Consider the following 18,365-nt stretch of genomic DNA (forward strand, 5'->3'; position numbering starts at 1 on the left):
TCCTCGGTTGTGGTGCGCGGGGGGCTACGGCGCATCTGCGATCTCGGCCCACCAGGTTCGTACGGCATCGGCCAGCGCGGCGGCGTGGGTGCCCAGCATGCTGAAGTGGTCGCCCGGTACGGCGCGTTCGGTGTGCAGGAGCTGCCACGGACGGGCCCGCCGGTCCTGCTCGGCGAACTCGGGGGCGGTCTCCTGGGCTCGCAGCAGGAGTGTGCGGGTGCCGACCGGTGCGGGCAGCCAGCCGGCCAGCATGCGGAGATGGCCGCCGGTGGCGGTGAGCCGGTGAGCGGGGATGCCGTGCGCCATGAAGGCCTGCTGCCGTACGGCTGTGGCGGCGAGGACGCGGGGCAGCACCTCGTCCTGAAATGTCTGATCGGGCCACGGGGTGTCCAGCAGGACCAAACCGCTTGCGGGGCGGCCCTGTTCCTTGAGCCGCGTGGCGACGGCGTGCGCGATCAGCCCGCCGGAGGAGTGGCCGCACAGGAGGAGCGGTGCCCCGCCGGAGTACCGGTCGACTGCCATCGCGTGCGCGGCGGTCAGGGCTTCGAGATCGCGGGGCAGGAGCTCGTCCTCGGCGAAACCGGGCTGCGGGAGCACCAGCACCTCGTGATCGCCGCGCAACGCCTCGGCGAGAGGCGCGTATTCGTGTGGTCCCGAGGCCGGGAGCAGAGAGGGGAAGCACAGCAGCAGGGGAGTGCCTCCTGCCGGTCCGAGCCGGACGGCGCGGGGTGCGTGCTGCGGTGCGGACTGGGCGTCGAACGTACGACGGAGTCGGGCCGCTGCGCCGATCAGTTCGACGGCGGCCCGGCCTTCACCGGTCAGGCAGGCTTGCCGGTACAGGGCGTCGAGGGTGTCCGGCACTTCACGCGGGGCGACTCGGCCGGGCTCCGGGTGTTCTTTGTCGAGCAGGAGGCGCCACAGGTGGGCGCTCAGGGCCCGGGGCGTGCGGTGGTCGAGGACGACGGTGGACGGCAGGGGAAGCCCGAGTGCGCGAGTGAGTCGGGCGCGCAGTTCGGCTGCGGCGAGCGACCCCGTGCCGATCTCGGCGAACGCCGTGTCCGGGTCGATCTGTCCGCGGTCGCGGTGTCCGAGGACGACTGCGGTGTGGTCCTGTACGAGCGTCAGGAGTGCGGACTCGCTGTCCGGGAGCGGCACTTCGTCGGTGTCGGTGTCGGTGTCGGTGTCGGTGTCGGTGTCGGTGTCGGTGGCCGGACGGGCGCTCGCGGCTCCGTCCGGCCACCAGTGACGCTCCCGTGCGAAAGGATAGAAGGGGAGCTCGACGTGCCGGGTTGCGCGCCCGGCGAAGACGTTCTTCCAGGCCACCGGAACCCCGTTGCCGAACGCCTCCGCCGCGGAGAGCAAAAGGCGTCGTTCGTCGCCCTCGCCCCGCCTGAGACTTCCCACCACGGATACGGGCCGTCCGGCCGACTCGGCGGTGTCCAGGACCGGGTAGGTGAGGATGGGATGGGGGCTGACTTCGATGAAGTGGGAGAAGCCGTCTTCCAGCAGTGCGCGTATCGCGCCGTGGAACTCGACCGGGCGGCGGAGATTCCGGTACCAGTACTCCGTGGTCAGCCGCGTGGTGTCCAGCGGGCCCGGATCGACGGTGGAGTAGAAGCGCATCTGTGCGGGGCGGGGTTCGAGGCCGTCGAGTGCTTTCGTCAGGCGGTGCCGGAGGACGTCCACGTGGGCGCTGTGGGAGGCGTAGTCGACCGCAAGGCCGGTCGCTCGTATGCCCCGGTCGCCGAGCTCGTCGAGCAGGGTGTCGACGGCACCGGGATCGCCGGAGACCACGGTCGAGCGGGGACCGTTGTCGGCCGCCAGCCACAACCGGCCCTGCCCGGCGTCCAGATGATGGAGCACGTCACCTCTGGGCAGGGCGACGGCCGCCATCCGGCCGTCGGGCAGCAGCTCCCGGACGGCGGCGGCCCGCCGGGCGACGACCTTCGCCGCGTCGGCCAGCGACAGCGCGCCGGAGACACAGGCGGCGGCGATTTCCCCCTGGCTGTGCCCGACCACCGCGTCCGGACGCACCCCGAGTGACTGCCACAGGGCGCTGAGCGCGACCATCACGGCGAACAGGGACGTCTGGGCGACGTCGACGCGGCTCAGCGGCGGCTGACCGGCTTCCCTGCGCAGTACGGCACGCACGGACCAGTCGGTGTGCGGCGCGAGGGCCTCCTCGCATGCTGCCACCGACTGTGCGAACACCTCGGACTCGGCCAGCAGGTCCGCTGCCATGCCCTCCCATTGGGAGCCCTGCCCCGGGAAGACGAAGACCGTGCCACCACTCTCGGGACGGGCCAGGTTGCCGACCGCGTGGGCCGGCAGGGCGCCGCCGTCGGCGATGCCGCGCAACCCGGCGATCAGCTCCTCCCGTTGTCGTGCGACGACCACCGCACGGTGCTCGAACGACGGCCGGGAGGTGACCAGTGCCCGGCCCGCCTGGAACGCATCGGCCGACTCGGCGAGCGGTAACAGCCGGGAGGCCATGGCGCGCAGGGCCGGCGCGCTGCGGGCGGACAGCACCCAGGGCAGCGCCCGCTGCCCGTCGTCCGTGGCCGGCGCCACGGTCGGGGCGGGGTGCTCCAAGGGGGCTTCGGGCGCCTCTTCCAGGATCACATGGGCGTTGGTCCCGCTGATCCCGAAGGCGGACACCCCGGCCCTGCGGATCCGGCCGGAGCGCGGCCACGGTCGGTGCGCCAGCAACAGCCGCAAGCTACCCGCTGCTTCTCCGGCCTCCGGCGGGGAGGCCAGGCCGGTGTGCAGGGTGCGCGGCAGCAGGCCGTGCCGCAGCGCCTGGACCGTCTTGATGATGCCGGCGACCCCGGCGGCGGCCTGGGTGTGCCCGATGTTCGACTTGACCGAGCCGAGCCACAGCGGCCGGCCCCCGTCTCGGCCCTCGCCGTGCACGGCGTACAGGGCTCCGGCCTCGATCCGGTCGCCCAGCGGTGTGCCCGTTCCGTGCGCCTCGACCACATCGATCTGACCGGCTGCCAACTCGGCGTCGTCCAGAGCCTGTCGGATCACACGCTGCTGCGCGAGCCCGTTGGGCGCGGTCAGGCCGTTGCTCGCGCCGTCCTGGTTGACGGCCGAACCTGCGATCACGGCGAGGACCGGATGTCCGTACTGCCGGGCCCGGGAGAGGCGTTCCAGCACCAGCACGCCCACGCCCTCCGCCCACGCCGCGCCGTCGGCCGACGCCGCGAAGGCCTTGCACCGGCCGTCCGGGGCCAGAGCCCCCTGTCGGCTGAAGTCCACGAACGAGGCCGGGGTGGCCATCACGGTCGCGCCGCCGGCCAGGGCCAGGGAGCACTCGCCGCGGCGCAGCGCCTGGGCCGCGAGGTGCACGGCCACCAGGGAGGAGGAGCAGGCGGTGTCGACGGTGAGTGCGGGGCCGGTCAGGCCGAGGGTGTAGGCGATGCGTCCGGAGGCGACGCTCGCCGCGTTGCCGGTGAGCAACAGGCCGTCGAAGCGCTCGGGCGCTTCGGCCAGCCGTGGTGTGTAGTCCGGGGCCATCAGGCCGATGAAGACGGCGGTGTCGGAGCCGCGCAGCCCGGTGGGGTCGATCCCCGCGCTCTCCAGCGCTTCCCAGCTCGTCTCCAGCAGGAGCCGTTGCTGGGGATCCATGGCCTGTGCTTCGCGGGGTGATATGCCGAAGAAGCGGGCGTCGAACTCGGCAGCTCCGGCGAGGAAGTGGCCGTAGTGCGTGCTGGAGTGTCCGGGGTGGGCGGGGTCCGGGTGCCGGAGCCGGTCGAGGTCCCAGCCGCGGTCGGCCGGAAAGGGGCCGACCGTCTCCCGGCCGTCGACGAGCAGGTGCCACAGGTCCTCGGCGGAGCGGACGTCGCCGGGGAAGCGGCAGCCGATGCCGGTGATCACGACCGGGTCCCGGCTGTCCGGAGCCGGTGCCGGTGCGGGGTGCGGCTCCTCCGGGCCCGTCCGCTGCTGCGGTCGGCGGCCGGTGGCCAAGTCGGCCAGGTGACGGGCCAGTTCCGTCGGGGTCGGGTGGTCGAAGACGACGGTCGTCGGTAACGCCAGTCCGGTCGCCTCCGAAAGTCCCACGGCGAGACGTACCGCGGCGAGCGAGCCGACCCCCGATTCCCGGAACGTCCGGTCCGGCGCAAGTTCGTCCACTGCATGGGGCGGCAGCACACGGGCGACCTCTTGACGAATCAACTCCCCGACAGCATGAAGGCTTTGGACCCTTGGCACGACGGCCGAACGGCTTCCGGTCCCCGAAGAGCGGGCGAGCAGCCCGGCCAGCCGACCGCGGGCGATCTTTCCGGTGGGGGTGAGCGGCACCTCGTCGACCAGGAGCAGTTCCAGCGGCTGCTGGTACTCGGCTGCGCCCTTGCCCGCCAGATGGGCCCGTACCTCCTCCAGGCCGATGGTGGCACCGGGGCGCAGGGCGGCGACCAGGCAGGGGTACTGGCCGAGCCGGGCGTCGGAGCGGGCGGTGACGGCCAGTTCGGAGAACTGCGGCAGGTCGCCGAGCATGGTCTCGACGTCCGAGGCGCTGACCTTCATTCCCCCGACGTTGATCACCTCCGCGTCGCGCCCCCGGTAGGTGAAGGTGCCGTCCGCGTTCCGGCGGGCCAGATCCCCGGTGCGCAGCCAGCCGTCGGGGGTGAAGGCCTCGCGGGCCCGTTCGGGATCCCCGAGGTAGCCGAGGAACATGTGCGGTCCCCGGTACTGCAGTTCACCGGTGACGCCTTCGGGGCAGAGGGCGCCCGAGTCGTCGGCCACGCGCGCCGCGCAGCCGCCGAGCGGGCGGCCGATGCTGCCCACGGCGACCTCCGGCGGGTCGTCGGGGCGGGTCACCGTGCCCGCGCCCAGTTCCGACATGCCCCACTGGACGATCACCGACGCTCCCGTCAGCCGCCGCAGGTCTGTCACCAGCGGACCGGGAACCGCCGCGCCGCCCGTGCGCACCTCGCGCAAGCGTAGCCTCCCCGCTGCAGGGTCGCTGCGCAGTGTCGCGGCCAGATCCCGTAGTTGGGCCGGTATCGCGAACAGCACGCTCGCCTCGGCATGTTCGGCAAGCGCGCGGAAGGCCGCGGCGTCCCACTGCGGCAGCAGGCCTTGCCGGCTTCCGGTGAGAAGGGCCAGGTGTACGGACAACAGGCCGAAGAGATGAGTGAACGGGCTGGCGCTCACGATCGTGTCGCCGCCGCTCGCGCCGCCGTCCAGAGCCACCGTCGCGGCGTTCGACAACAGCGTGCCGTGACTGTGCAGGCAGAGCTTGGGACGGTCCGAGGTGGTGCCCGACGACGGCAGCAGGGCGAACGGCAGCTCGGGCGTGAGGTCCACGTGCCGGGGTGCGGCCAGGCGGTGGTCCTGGACGAGTGCGTCGTACGAGACGATGCGGGCGTCCCGCCCTGCCGGGTCCCCGTCCGCCGGAGCCGTCGGCCGGGTCCATCCGGCGATCAGGACGAGTTCGAGCGTGTCCAGCCGGGCCAACAGCCGCTTGCCCAGCGCCGCACCGTCCGCCTGCCGGTAATGCGCCGACAGGACGAGCACGCGGGCTGCCGCCCGGCGCATCAACGTCAGCAGGTCCCGCTCACCGTAGGCGAGATGGAGCGGCAGGAGCACCGCGCCGGCCTCGGCCACCGCGGTGTGGGTGACCAGGAATTCCCAGCAGTTGGGGAGGTGGACGGCGACCACATCGCCCACACCGATGCCGCGGCCCTGCAGGCCCGCTGCCAGGGCGCGGGACTCGGCGCGCCACTGCGACCACGACCGCGGTGCGCCGCAACCGACGACGGCCGGAGCATCGCCGTACGCGTCGGCGGCCGCAGCGAAGGCCTCCGGGAGGGTCGTACGGCCGCTTCCCCCGATGACGGCTCCCGAGGGGGCGACGAGATAGTCGTGGACCGTGATCGCCATGTGTGCATCTTTCCCCGCACCGGTACTGCCTGTCAGCCCCGCCGTCGGGCGTGCAGCAGGTTGCCGTCCAGCGGCAGACCCCGGACCGAGAGCAGCTCGAACCCGGCCGTCTCCAAGAGGCGTTGATAGTGACCGGCGGTCCGCTCCTGGCCGCCCACATTGCACATCATGTGCAGATCCCAGGCCACCGCCAGGGGCGGCGCACCCCCGGACGCCACCTCTGCCGTGTCGGGTAGCAGGCGCTCGACAAGCAGCAGTTGAGATTCGTCGTGCATGCTCTCGGCGCAGCGGCGCAGAATGGTCAGGCACTGTTTGTCGTCCCAGTCGTGCAGGATGCGCGACAACAGGTAGACGTCCCCGCCCTCCGGTACGGCACGGGTAAAGTCCCCCGTGACGAAGGAACAACGGTCGGCGTAGCCTGCATCGTTCAAGTGCCGGCGTGCAGCATCCACCACATGCGCCCGTTCCAGGAGCACGCCCCGCAGGTGAGGCGCGCGAGCCAGGAGCAGACCGATTAAGTGCCCGCTGCCGCCGGCGATATCCACCACCACGCGAGCATCCGAGAAGTCGAAGAGACCGGGTATCGGCTCGAACATGGCTCCACTGGCAGCCATCGCGGAGTCGAACAGCTCGGCCAGATCACGCCGTTCGGCGAAATAGTCGAAGTGCCCCTTGCCGAAGAGCTCCTTGAACGCCTCCTGCCCCGTACGGACGGAATGGCCCAGCTCCCCGAAGGACTGGTAGAACGGGCCGCCGTACAGCAGCGCCAGCGAGCGCAGCGAGTGGCGGGAATCCTTCCGGAGCAGCGCACCGAGCTCCGTGAGCGCGTAGGAGTCGCCGACGGGAGCGACCACTCCCACGGCCGCGAGGTAGCGCAGCAGACGGCCCAGACCGGCCGGATCGACGGCGAGACGGCCGGCCAGCTCGGCAACGGAACCGACCGCTGCCCCGGCTTCGGCACCGCGCGCGGGCCGGGTGGCGGGACCGGGCAACTGGTCGGCCAGCCCCAGCCCGGCAGCCACCGCGATCGCCTGGGTGGTCCAGGCCCCGGTCATCAGCTCCAGCAACCGTTTGGCCGGTTCGTCTGGTTCGGCGCTCCGGTGTGCGGCCAGGACCGCCGGGTGGTGGCCGCGGGCCCGTAACTCCAGACGCCCGGGGCGCCCCGGGCCCGACACGGGGAGTCCGTCCCGGCCGTCGGCGGCGGTGCCGAGGAAGTACAACACCGTGCAGTCCTCGACGGAGTTGTAGCCTCCGCCGTCGGCGGCCGGCCCGCCGTGGTGGGCCAGGAGCGTGCGCAGTCCTGCCAGAACCACGCCGTCCGGTGCCCTCACCTCCAGGGCGAGGTGGGACTCGTTGCGCTCCGCCCGTTCCCTGGCAGCGATCTCGCGCAGCTTGGTGCCCGGCGCGGTCTCCAGGACGAAGAGCTCGATCTCGCGCGGCCGTTGACCGGCAACAGGCGCCTGCACGTGCAGGATCGCGACCTTCAGCGCAGCAACCGGCACACCGTAACGCCGGCTCAGCCGTTCCCGCACCACCACGCTGGGGACCGCTTCGCCGACCGTGAATCCGTCGGCCCTAAGGCCCGCGATCAGCCCATCGAGCGACGGCGGGAAAACCAGAACCGCCGCATGGGCCACGTCGCAGTGAGCAGCCACGGACGCCTGCTCCCCCTCGGTGAGGTGGGGCAGCAGGTCCCGCACAACGCCACGCACGTCTGCCGACCGGACCAGCGACAGGGACTCGTTGACCAGGGCACGATCAGCCGGGTCGAGACCGCCTGTCCGGACGTACGGATCCACCAAGACCAGCTCCCTCGACACGACACGACACCGCAAGGTGCCCTCAGAGTGACCGCTCGGGACCCGCCCGGGCAACGACGTGCACATCTTGCGCCGGTCCCGCAGGCTTTCCACGATCAACAGCACGCTCGTCTCACGTCCGCTCACTGACTGCCCGTGGCCAGGGCCCTGAGCTCTCCCAGTGTCTCGCGCATCAGTTGCGGCATCTCGCGTTCCTCTCCCGGTGCGATCCAGCGTTCGAAGCCGACCTTGAAGACGACGATGCCCGCCTCGGCGGTCAGGGTCGCGGTCGGCTCGGTGACGCCGCGTCGGTGCAGGGCTTCGGTGAGTGCGGCCGAGAGCCTGGCGAGCTTGATCAGTTCGCGCTCCTGGAGATGCGCGTTCGCCGTGATCACGCTCTGCCGCCGGCGTGCGACCTCGCGCCGGCCGGCGAACATCTCGGACACCGCGTCAAACCCGGCCAGCAGCACGTCGACCAGTGCTGCGGACCGCGGCGCGTCGGCGACCGCCTGTACGAAAAGCTCTCGCATCGCGGGGGCTCCGGCGAACAGCACTTCGCGTTTGTCGGCGTAGTGACGGAAGAAGGTCCGCTCGGTGAGTCCGGCCCGTTGGGCGATCTCCGCCACGGTGGTCTGCTCGAACCCGCGCTCGCTGTAGAGCTCCAACGCGGCTGTTGCCAGCCGTCCGCGTGCGTTCGGCTCCCACCTGGCCATGGGAGGAATTCTACGTGATGACAGTCGATGACGTCAGGTGTAGCGTCGATGACAGCAACTGGCATCAACTCACCTCTGCAGATGAGGAGTTGAGATCATGTGCACCGTCGTGACCGGGCGTGTGAGCACGCCATGGTCAGCAACTCGCACCCCCCTCTCGCCGACTCGAAAAGGACGTGCAGCCATGAAGTCAGCCCTGCGCACCGCAGTGGCCGCCGCGGCAGTGGTCGCAGCTCTTGCTGTGGTTGCCCCGTCCGCCAGCGCGACCAGCACCACGAACGAGCAGGCGGTGAACGCACTGTGCCGGGGGCGCTCTGCCGCAGCGGACGCTACCGCCGACCAGGCAATGGCCGCTCGGACACCGGCGAACCCGGCCAGGATCAAGGCCGCCGCGTACAACCAGGCCCGCAGCATCCTGGCCAGGGCCGGCAGCGAGACCGCCGCCAAGTCCCACCCCGTCCACGGCACGGGCGACGTACCGGTCGGCTACGGCACCAGCCTGCTGGCCTGCTCGCGCGACGAGTTCCGGGCCAAGGACAAAAACGCTCCGATCAAACGGTCGGGCATGACGCCCTACCACTACGTGGCCATCCACGACGCGGCACGGACCATGGGCATCGACCGCTGGTGACATGACGGACAGCGCACCGGCCCGGCCGGAGAAGCCAACGTGAGAGGACTGATCATTCGTGAGACGCAGTCATCCAACGATACGTGCCCAACGGCGGCGGTGGAGTGCCGCCGTGGTCGCCGTCCTGACCGTGCTGACCGCACTGGCCACGAACCTGGCACTGACCGCCACGGTGGCCCATGCCGTGAACGGCGACGGCACGTCACCGTTCGCCACCTACAACATGCACGGCTCCGACAACGGCTCGCGGTGGACGTCGGAGGTCGCGCGGCTGGCCGCGACCAATCCGCTGGTGGCGTTGCAGGAGGCGGGTGCCGGGCCGCCGTTGCCCGCGCACGACAACGACCGCAACGAGTTCCGCCATATCCGCCTCACCCCCAACCGCAACCCGCAGCCCAGCTCCGTCCAGCGGGTGACCTGGGCGGGCGGCCCGAACGGCAGCAACCGCTACGTGTACTACCTGCAGACCGATCCGCGCCGGGTCGCCGGCACGAACCAGGACACCTGGGACGGCGGCCAGATGAACCTGGCGTTCGTCACCGACACTGTCGCCGATGACGTCCGCGTGCTGGAGAACCCGTCCTACAACTCGGACCCCAACGCCCCCAACAACCGTTACCGGGCCCGCCCCTTGCTCGGCCTGCGGTTCGGCAACACCTGGTACTGGAACACCCACGCCCGCGGCGAGGACGTGGTGCGGCAAGGCACTCGCCCCGGACTGCTCGACCAGGTCCGCGACTTCGCGGCCACCGACGGCCGGAACTGGGTGCTGGTCGGCGACTTCAACGTCAACATCCTCAACCGGACCAACGACCAGGCCCGCGACTCGCTGCATCTGCGCGCGAACGAGAACCTGCTGCGCACCGGACAGGTGACCTACCTCGGCGACACCCCGAGCGAGCTGGACTACGCCATCACCCGCGGCGTGCCGGGCGGGTTCACCGCGACCGTCCCGAGGGGCGGCGGATCCGACCACGTGCCCGTCGAGTTCGCCCGCACCCCGCCGCCGGTCCGCGCACCGCTCCCGTCCCACGTCTTCCACTCCGTGCTGGCTTCTCCGACGGGCGGCCTGCTGCAGGAGAACCCGAACCGCTCGATCACCATCGGGAACGCCCGCTACAACGGCAACCAGACCTTCCAGATGTTCACCACCGACGCGCTCACCCACTACCTGCGCAACGACGCCACCGGAGACTGCATCGCCATCGCGCCCAGCGCTCGCCGGGCCGCCTCCACCCCGATCGTCGCCGGCAAGTGCGACGACCCGCGGGCGCAGTGGACCATCGCCCACCTCGATGACCCCCCGGCCTGGAACGACGACAACGGCGGACCGCAACGGTGGCGCAACGTCGCCGTCCCCGGACTCTGCCTCACCCCGAACGGCACCACGGTGACCGCCGCCCCGTGCACCGACAGCGCCGCGCAGCTGTGGTGGGACAACGCCACCTCCCCTCCCACCGGCTGGCAGACCACCGGCGACAACATCCGCCTGGAATCCTCCTGGCTCGGCGGCCGGCTGCGCAGGGCCGGGAACGTTCCGGGGACCTTCGTCTACACCCAGCCCACACCGCCCCGCTCGTGGTGGATCTACTGGCTGTTCTACGAGAAGCAGGACTTCGGCTGGAACATCCAGCGGATCAGCCGCGGCGACAACCTGGTCCGCATCCAGAGCCTGAGCGGCACCAACCAGTGCCTGGGCAGCCAGGACGTCCACGCCGGCACCCAGACAGCCGCCCTGCTCTACACGTGCGACGATGCCCGTGGCGTCGCCGGAGCCGGACAGCGATGGCTCGCCGAGGCCTACCCGGACGGATCCATCCGCTACCGCAACGAGGCCAACCACCTGTGCCTGCTGGCACCCGACGCCGACCACGGCATCGTCAGTCTCTACAAGTGCCAGGACATCCCCGCCGAACGCTGGAACACGGTCAGCCCCTGAAACCCACCCGGCCGCCTGGACCACCGCACATCCGGCCCAGGCGGCCCGGACCCGTCCGGCGGATCGTTGTCAAACACCACGCGGGTGCGAGACGGCCGCCATGACCATGCATCCCATCTCCGATATCGGGAGGAGTCCTGGCGTCGGCAAGTCCACTCTGTGCCGTGCGGTGGCCCAGTGGCTTACCAGCGTCGGCGCATCGGTCGACCACTTCGAGGAGGCCGACGTTCTCACACGGTCGGCCTTCCGGCCTGTGGCTGAAGAGTTCGCTGGTGGGGCTTTCGCCGTCCAAGGTGCCGTCGGTGCCCGTGGTCAGCAGGTACGCCGCGTATGTGGTGGAGGCAGGAGGATCTCCGGGTCACATTGCTGCCCCTGGGAGCGGCTCGTGCAGGAAGAGGATCGTGCAGCCGGTCCTGCTGAAGGTCTGGTGCTCGACGGGGTACGGGTAGTCGACGAAGTCGCCCTTGGCCCGGTGTGCCGTGTGTCGGGTCCCGTCGGGGAACACCAGCTCGTCGTCGGCCTCGCCGTCGAGGAACAGGAAGCGGTGCGCCGTGCGGTGCGGGTGGCGGGGCGAGGAGGATCCCGGCTCGAAGTGGGACAGCCCTACGACCCGTTCGTCGAAGGTCTCGTCGAAGGCGACGTCGAGGAGAAGCCGGAACCACTGGCCCGGACTCGACTCCAGCCACCCTTCCGGGCTGAACACGTCGTCGGCCGGAGTACCCAGCCGCTTCCCGGACAGTACGAGGGCCAGGGCGCCGTCGGTGCTGGACACGACTGCGTGCCCGTCCCCGGGCAGCGCGGCGTACGCTCCGGTCCGGTGTTCCGTGGCGGGTCCGGTGGTACCGGCCGCGACGGAGAGCTGGCCGTCCAGGACGAGGATCCGTTCGTCCTCGTGCCCTGTGCGGGTGAACTCGCCGCCCGCCGCGAGCCGCAGGAGCGAGAACGAGTCGCCCTGGGCGGAGTTCAGCAACTCCTTCGTCCAGACTCCCGGCACCCGCCCGCCGTCGCTCAAGGTGGCCGCAACCCATTTGACGGGGCTGAAGGTTGATAAGTGGCTGGGCATTGCTCTCCTCTGTTGCGACGCTCGTGGTGGTGCCCGTCGGCAGGTGTCTGCCGGGCAGGCTTGGTCTCTGTCGGGTGGCTCGGGTCAGGCAATCACGAAGGGGTGCGAGTGGCCGCCGCCTCGCGCTAGGGAACGCCGACATGGTCGCACTCCTCGCCTCACCCCGGTCCGGCAGCGCGACCGGCGCCGACAGAGCCGTCGATTCCGGCTACGTCGGAGCCCTCTGATCGCCCGCGCGCGGCGACGGGTTGCGTGTGCATGCACACATTCTGCTGTGTGTACGTACACACAATAAGTCCCGTCCGTTCGCACCGAAAGCGCCACCCATGACCGAGCCCACCGCCCTCGACCGGCTCCGCACCTCGCTCACCGACGCCTCGAACGAGAACCGCGTGCGCGCCTTCCTGCACCACTGGCTGTTGCTCCTGGAGCAGCCCGCCCCCGACGCCGAGCCGCTGCGCGAACTCATCGCGGACGACCTGGAGATGACCCTCTCCGACGGCCGGGTGCTGCGCACCTTCGACGAAGTCGCGGCCTGGTACGCCGGGGCCCGCGACCTGGTCGACATCAGCATCCACCGCATCGTGGACCTGGTCGTCACCCCCGCCCCCGGCGGCGTCGGCTACGACCTGGCCATGGACTTCGCCTGGCAGGGCATCGCGAAGAACGGGCAGCCCATGACCGCCCGCACCCGCCATCGCTGGACCCTGACCGAAACCGGCGAGCGCTTCCTGCGGCTGTCCCGCTTCGCCGTCAGCGCGCTGGAGCCGTTCACCCCGGTCACCGCCGACGAGGCCCTCGCCGCCTTCCGGGCCGGCCGCTGACCCCGCCCCGCCTGCCGGGAACACTGAGCGGCCACAGGGCGGTTGCCCTGCGGCCGCTGGTGCTGTGGTGCTGTGACAGGCGTCAGGAGCGAGTGCTGCGTGCCGCCGCGTGGCGGTCGAGGAGCTGCTGGTCATAGAGACTGTCGGGCAGAAGGTGCTTGCCGTCGGACTCGATCTGTCCGTCGCTGCCGTTCATGAGGGTGCCGGTGCAGCCGATCGCCCAGTTGTGGGCGGTCGGGGGCTCCTGGGCCATGTACTGCTGGGTGGTGCAGTTGTAGGCGGTGCTGTTGGCGTCGGACCAGCCGTGGCCGCTGCCGCGGCTGCCGTTGTTGACGAGCAGCAGCGAGCCGTCGACCTGGACGTCGTCGTAGAGGGTGCCGCTGCCCCAGCGCTCGTGGCCGCCTGCGTCGTAGGTCTTGTCCACCAGGGTCGCCTTGCAGCGGGAGAAGACGTTGGGGCCGGACTGGCGGCCATAGGTAGAGAAGGCGTGAATCATGGGTGCGGTGACGGCGCAGTCCTGGACCAGGTTCTGCTGGCCCTGCAGGAGGTAGGCCTCCGAACGGGCCGAGGAGTCGGTGGTGTTGAAGTCCAGCGCCTGGGTGTGCAGGACGGAGATGCGGCGGCTCTGCGGGCCGAGGAAGGTCTGGCCGCTGCCACCGAAGTGGCGCCAGGTGACGTTGCTGATCCAGGAGTCCTGGACGGCGTTGAACTCCCACGGGGCCGCGTTGTAGAAGGACTTGGCGTAGTCCGGGTCACCGCTCATGGCCTGGCCGTCCAGGCTCAGGTTCTCCACGCCGACGTGGTCGATGCGCGGAAAGGTGTACTTGTAGACCGTCGCCTGGGTGTACTGCTTCTCCAGCGCCGTCGTCAGCGGGATGTCGAGCGTGACCTTGTTGCCGTTGACGGCGGTGATCTTCCGCTCGGAGCGCAGGCTCCAGTTGGGCTTCCATGCATCGGTCATGCCGATCGCGTCGATCCACGCCTGCGTGGTCGGACGCTCCACGACGACCTCGTCGCCGACGCTCAGCCCGGCGGTGCTGCCCAGCGTGAGCGTGGTGCCGCCGACGGGCACGTAGTCGTCGGTCACCTGCTGAGCGGTGCCGACGGGGGAGTAGCGGGACGTGCCCCCGATGGTCACCAGCGTCCGCACCGACGGCTGGTCGGCGACGAGCATGGTGGAGCCGGTGCCTGCGCCCCGCAGGACGACGCCGCTCGCGCCGATGTGCAGCTGCCCGGCGATGTGGTACTGCCCCGGCGCGAGCTGGACCGCGCCCCGGATTCCGTCGGCGCCCTGTGGCAGCGCGGCCACCTTGTCGATCGCCGCCTGCACGGTCGCGGTCGCATCCCCCGTGCCGTGCGCCGGGAGGGTCGCCTTGACGGGTGCCTTCGGCAACGCCACGCCGCCGCCTGCGTACCCGGCGGAGGAGTAGTCGGGGATCCGGTTGCCCTGCGCGTCCTGCCCGTAGGTCAGGTGACCGTCCTTCAGCGTCAGCCACGCACCGCCCGTGGGACCGGATGCCGTGCCGCGGCCTTGGCCCGCGGGGGCCTTTCCGCCGGTACCGGCCGTGGCCGCCGTCGCGTGGGGCTGGGCCAGGCCGAGGCCCAGGCCGCCGGCCAGCGCTGCTGCCGCCACGGCGGCCGACACGGCATGGCGCCGCGATATCCGAACTCTGTCCCGTGCCACGGGACACCTCCTTGCGTTCCGTACCGGCCGGCGAGAAGGCTCGTCGGCCGCAAGGAGGTTTACAGACGGGGGGTGGAAAAAGGTTGCCGAAAGATTGACGGCGGGCGACGGGAGCCGAGCCCGGTGCTCGCGTGCGGAGGGGCCCCGGTTTGGCGGGATGCCTTACGTCGGGTAACTTGCGTCAGCATTTTGTCTTGATCTGTGGGTGCTGAGGGGTACGAGATGGCGGAGGCAGAGGGCACCGCCTTGAGATTCGCGGTGCTCGGCCCGGTGCGCGCCTGGCGTGGGGAGGCCGCGCTGGATCTCGGCAGCCCCCAGCAGCAGGCGGTGCTCGCCACGCTGCTGCTCCACCACGGCCGTCCGGTCGGGCGCGACGAGCTGCTGTACGCGGTGTGGGGGGAAGAACTGCCCGCTTCGGCGGTGGGCACCCTGCGCTCGTACGTCTCCCGGCTGCGCCGCAGTCTGCGGCCGGCGAGCGGCCCCGGCCCGCTGGTCTCGGCCGGCGGGGGTTACGCCCTGGAGACGGGGACCGATGCCCTCGACACCGATGTCCTGGAGAACGTGCTCGCCGCGGCCGGCCGGGCCCGGTCGGCCAGGGACCACCGGCGGGCCGGTGAACTCCTCGCCCGGGCGCTGGACCTCCCGCAGGGCACCCCGCTGGCCGGGGTGCCGGGACCGTTCGCCGAACGGGAACGCGACCGGCTGGCCGAGCTGCTCCTGGACGCCGAGCAGCAACTGGCGGAGATCAGACTGGAGCTCGGGCGGCACACGGAGGCGGTGCCCGTCCTGGCCGGTCTGGTCCGGCAACACCCGCTGCGGGAGCGGCTGACGGAGCTGCTGATGCTCGCCCTGTACCGCTCCGGCCGTCAGGGCGAGGCGCTCGGCGCGTTCCTGGACACCCAGCGGCACCTGGACGACGAACTCGGGGTCGCGCCCGGCCCGGAACTCCAGTCGCTCTACGAGCGGATCCTGCGCGCCGATCCCGTCCTGGCGGCGCCGTCCCCGGCGCCGGACGCCGAGCCGGCCGTCACCGCAGCAGCCGCACCCCCGTCCGTGTACCTGGCCCCCCAGCTGCTGCCGCAGCCCCCGGCGGGGTTCGTCGCCCGGCCCGAGGAGCGGCAACGGCTCGACGAGGCGTGCACCGACGACGGGGCGCGGGCGCCGCGCGTGGCCGTCGTCGCCGGGGCGGCCGGGAGCGGCAAGACCTCGCTGGTCGTCCACTGGGCGCACGCGACGGCCGACCGGTTCCCCGACGGCCGGCTCTACGCCGACCTGCAGGGTTTCGACCCGCGCGGCCCCGCCGACACCGCCGGGATCCTGCACGCCTTCCTGCGTGCCATGGGCGTACCGGACGACGGGATCCCGGCCGCCACCGAAGCGCGCGCCGAACTCTTCCGCGACCGCATACGCGGCCGCCGCCTGCTCGTCGTCCTCGACAACGCCCGGTGCGCCGACGACATCACCCCCTTCCTCTGCGACGCCGGGCCCGCGCGCACCGTGGTGTGCAGCCGGCACGCCCTGGGCGGACTGGTCCTGCGGGAAGGGGTGACCTACCTGCCGGTCGGCGCCTTCACCGCCACTGCCGCCCACGAGCTCCTGCGCCAACGACTGGGTGACGAACGCACGTTGAAGGATCCCAAGGCGGCGCGCCGACTGGTCGAGCTCTGCGACTTCCTGCCCCTCGCCCTGAGCATCGCCCTCGCCCGGCTGGTCATGCACCCGCAGTGGTCGGTGGCCGACCTCGTCGCCGAACTGGAGGACGAGCAGGCACGCCTGGGCGCCCTGGGGCTCTCCGGCGACCGCAGCGTCCAGCGTGAACTGGGCCTGAGCCGACGCCACTTGCCGACCGAAGCCGCCCGGCTGCTGCCGCTGCTCGCTCTTCACCCCGGCCCCGAGGCCGACGCCCTGACCTCCGCCGCCCTCCTCGGCGACGCGCCGGCCGTCGGCCGACAGGCCCTGGCGGATCTGGCCGCACTCCACCTGCTCACCGAATCCCGGCCCGGCCGCTACCAGGCGCACGACCTCGTCCGCCTCTACTGCGGCCAACTGGCCGAGGAAGAGCTGACCGTCGACGAACGGGAGCGCACCACGCAGCGCCTCGTCGACCACTACCTCGCCGCGACCGCCGCCGCCTCCACCGTGATCTTCGGAGACGACCGGACCCCCTACCGCCCGGTGGACGCGGTGCCCCGGACCCTGCCCAGGTTCGGACACACCCGGGACGCGCTGCGCTGGTGGGGGCCCGAGGCGCCGGTGATCCGCAAGCTCATCGACGTCTGCGTCGCGGCGCACGACCACGAGCGCGCCTGGCGGCTGGCCCACAACGCCATCAGCTACTACGTCTGCACCGACATCGGCGCCTGGCTGGACTGCGCCACCCTCGGCCTGCGTATCGCCGAACAACTGCGGGATCCGGCCGCGTCGGCCCGGGCCCACACCTCGATGGGTATCGTCCTCGGCCAGCTCGACCGCCCCCAGGAGGCTCTGCCGCACCTGGAACGCGCGCTCCGGCTGTACCCGCCCGGCGACCGTCACCGCACCATCGCCCTCGGCCTGCTCGGCAGCGTCCATCACGACCTGGGCCGCGCCGACCTCGGCCGGCAGCGCTTCGCCGAGGCACTCGAAGCGGCCCGCGCCGCCGACGCCTTCATGGAGGCGTTCGTCCTGCACCGCATGTGCATGGCCGCCGTGGAAGCCGACCGCGCCGAGGAGATGCTGGACCGGGCCCGCCGCGTGCTACGGCTCCTGGCCGACCGGCCACTCACCCAACTGGCTCTGGGCACGCTGGCCTTCGAGGCCCACGCCCTGGACCGGCTCGGCCGCACCACGGAGGCCGAGACCACCTGGCGCCGCCTCCTCGACCTCAGCGCCGACGCCGGCGACGACCACCTCCACGGGCTCGCCCAGGCCCAGTTCGCCACGTTCCTCAACAGCCACGGGCGCACCGAGGAAGCCGCCGCACACCTCGACATGGCAATCACCTTGTACCGCAGGCGGGAAGACGGACGCACCGTCGCCGCGCTCACCACCCAGCGGCTGACCACCCTCGGCCCCACCGGTCAGATCCTCGCCACCGAGTGAGGCGCCGACACACCGCGATCACGGGCCCGACGAGCGGGCTCAGGACCTGGTGAGGGCAGCACTGCGGCACGACCGGCGGGGCCGGTCCGGTCGTTCGCCGGAGTGCTACTGCTGGGTGTAGGTGTAAGGGCCGGTGAGGGTGATGTCCGTGCCCTTGGTGTCCAGGATGCCGATCATTTTGCCGTTGGTCGTTCCGTTGTAGGGGGTGTACGGGAAGCACGTCTCGGCAGGCCAGGCGCCGGGGCCGCACGTCCACTCGGGCTTGATCCAGATCGCCGCGCGCTCGCCTCCATTGCCGGTCAGGTTGAAGGTGGTGCAGTACCCGGACTGGACATTGGGGACCCAGGTCTTCCGGTCGATGAGTTCCACGGAGACCGCGATGGGTCCGAATCGCCCCGGGCCGGACTTGTTGCACAGCTTGAGCTGGTGGGGGGTTACGGCGTTGGCCGGGCCGACGCCGACGAGGCTGACCGCCGCGGCGGTGGCGCCGAGGACTGCCAGCGTACGGGCGGTCCGCCGCTTGATAGCGGTGAATTTCATGGTGCTCCTCTTGCGTGCCCGATGGGGCGTGTGGTCCATCGGGCGATCAGTGCGCTGAAGTGCGCAGGACGACCTTCACCGCCCGGTGTTGCCAAGACGTTGGCGGAAGGTTGGCGCTGGATTGGTGGACGACGCCACCTCCGACTCAGCCCGGACGCCCCGGGAGCGCAGGGCCGAACAGTCCGCCGCCTCCCGGCCACGGCAG

General features: G+C 71.4%; 10 protein-coding genes. 4 read left to right on the forward strand and 6 right to left on the reverse strand.

The window, feature by feature from the left end; genetic code table 11:
* Positions 1-24 precede the first annotated feature (24 nt).
* The 3 genes from ACWD4B_RS07825 to ACWD4B_RS07835 form a co-directional block, all read right to left on the reverse strand.
* Positions 25-5,886: a type I polyketide synthase gene (locus tag ACWD4B_RS07825; protein ID WP_451419956.1), complete on the reverse strand. Its 5,862-nt coding sequence runs from the start codon at positions 5,884-5,886 to the stop codon at positions 25-27.
* A gap of 32 nt (positions 5,887-5,918) precedes the next feature.
* Entirely contained in the window at positions 5,919-7,685 is a 1,767-nt protein-coding gene (locus ACWD4B_RS07830; RefSeq protein WP_451420002.1) for a methyltransferase, read from the reverse strand.
* Between the two features lie 143 nt (positions 7,686-7,828).
* Positions 7,829-8,398, reverse strand: a complete 570-nt coding sequence (locus ACWD4B_RS07835) for a TetR family transcriptional regulator (protein ID WP_451419957.1) — start codon at positions 8,396-8,398, stop codon at positions 7,829-7,831.
* 184 nt (positions 8,399-8,582) lie between these two features.
* Here ACWD4B_RS07835 and ACWD4B_RS07840 point away from each other — a divergent pair, with 184 nt between their 5' ends.
* Together ACWD4B_RS07840 and ACWD4B_RS07845 are read left to right on the forward strand one after the other, a co-directional pair.
* A complete protein-coding gene (locus tag ACWD4B_RS07840; RefSeq protein ID WP_451419958.1) occupies positions 8,583-9,029 on the forward strand; it encodes a hypothetical protein in 447 nt (148 codons plus the stop codon).
* Between the two features lie 112 nt (positions 9,030-9,141).
* The gene (locus tag ACWD4B_RS07845; RefSeq protein ID WP_451419959.1) at positions 9,142-10,968 is read left to right on the forward strand and encodes a ricin-type beta-trefoil lectin domain protein; all 1,827 of its coding nucleotides are present in this window, start codon (positions 9,142-9,144) and stop codon (positions 10,966-10,968) included.
* Positions 10,969-11,326: 358 nt separating this feature from the next.
* Here ACWD4B_RS07845 and ACWD4B_RS07850 read toward each other — a convergent pair whose 3' ends face one another.
* A complete protein-coding gene (locus ACWD4B_RS07850; protein ID WP_451419960.1) occupies positions 11,327-12,031 on the reverse strand; it encodes a cupin domain-containing protein in 705 nt (234 codons plus the stop codon).
* A gap of 326 nt (positions 12,032-12,357) precedes the next feature.
* Between ACWD4B_RS07850 and ACWD4B_RS07855 the strand changes: the two genes are divergently transcribed.
* Positions 12,358-12,855, forward strand: coding sequence for a hypothetical protein (locus ACWD4B_RS07855; RefSeq protein ID WP_451419961.1), 498 nt, complete (start codon positions 12,358-12,360; stop codon positions 12,853-12,855).
* An 82-nt stretch (positions 12,856-12,937) separates the two neighbouring features.
* Here the strand turns inward: ACWD4B_RS07855 and ACWD4B_RS07860 are convergent, their stop codons facing one another.
* Positions 12,938-14,539 carry a peptidoglycan-binding protein gene (locus tag ACWD4B_RS07860; RefSeq protein ID WP_451419962.1) on the reverse strand — a complete coding sequence of 534 codons (1,602 nt, stop codon included), beginning with the start codon at positions 14,537-14,539 and terminating at the stop codon, positions 12,938-12,940.
* A gap of 222 nt (positions 14,540-14,761) precedes the next feature.
* Between ACWD4B_RS07860 and ACWD4B_RS07865 the strand changes: the two genes are divergently transcribed.
* Entirely contained in the window at positions 14,762-17,620 is a 2,859-nt protein-coding gene (locus tag ACWD4B_RS07865; RefSeq protein ID WP_451419963.1) for a BTAD domain-containing putative transcriptional regulator, read from the forward strand.
* Between the two features lie 105 nt (positions 17,621-17,725).
* On the opposite strand, the gene ACWD4B_RS07870 is transcribed toward ACWD4B_RS07865, so the two are convergent.
* Positions 17,726-18,160 (reverse strand): hypothetical protein, encoded by a 435-nt coding sequence (locus ACWD4B_RS07870; protein ID WP_451419964.1) that lies wholly within the window; start codon positions 18,158-18,160, stop codon positions 17,726-17,728.
* Positions 18,161-18,365 lie beyond the last annotated feature (205 nt).

The sequence above is a fragment of the Streptomyces sp. NPDC002536 genome, from assembly GCF_053594995.1.

Coding starts and splice junctions, on each gene's coding strand:
- ACWD4B_RS07825 (WP_451419956.1), bottom strand. CDS start 5,886: ATGGCGATCACGGTCCACGACTATCTCGTCGCCCCCTCGGGAGCCGTC.
- ACWD4B_RS07835 (WP_451419957.1), bottom strand. CDS start 8,398: ATGGCCAGGTGGGAGCCGAACGCACGCGGACGGCTGGCAACAGCCGCG.
- ACWD4B_RS07840 (WP_451419958.1), top strand. CDS start 8,583: ATGAAGTCAGCCCTGCGCACCGCAGTGGCCGCCGCGGCAGTGGTCGCA.
- ACWD4B_RS07850 (WP_451419960.1), bottom strand. CDS start 12,031: ATGCCCAGCCACTTATCAACCTTCAGCCCCGTCAAATGGGTTGCGGCC.
- ACWD4B_RS07855 (WP_451419961.1), top strand. CDS start 12,358: ATGACCGAGCCCACCGCCCTCGACCGGCTCCGCACCTCGCTCACCGAC.
- ACWD4B_RS07865 (WP_451419963.1), top strand. CDS start 14,762: ATGGCGGAGGCAGAGGGCACCGCCTTGAGATTCGCGGTGCTCGGCCCG.
- ACWD4B_RS07870 (WP_451419964.1), bottom strand. CDS start 18,160: ATGAAATTCACCGCTATCAAGCGGCGGACCGCCCGTACGCTGGCAGTC.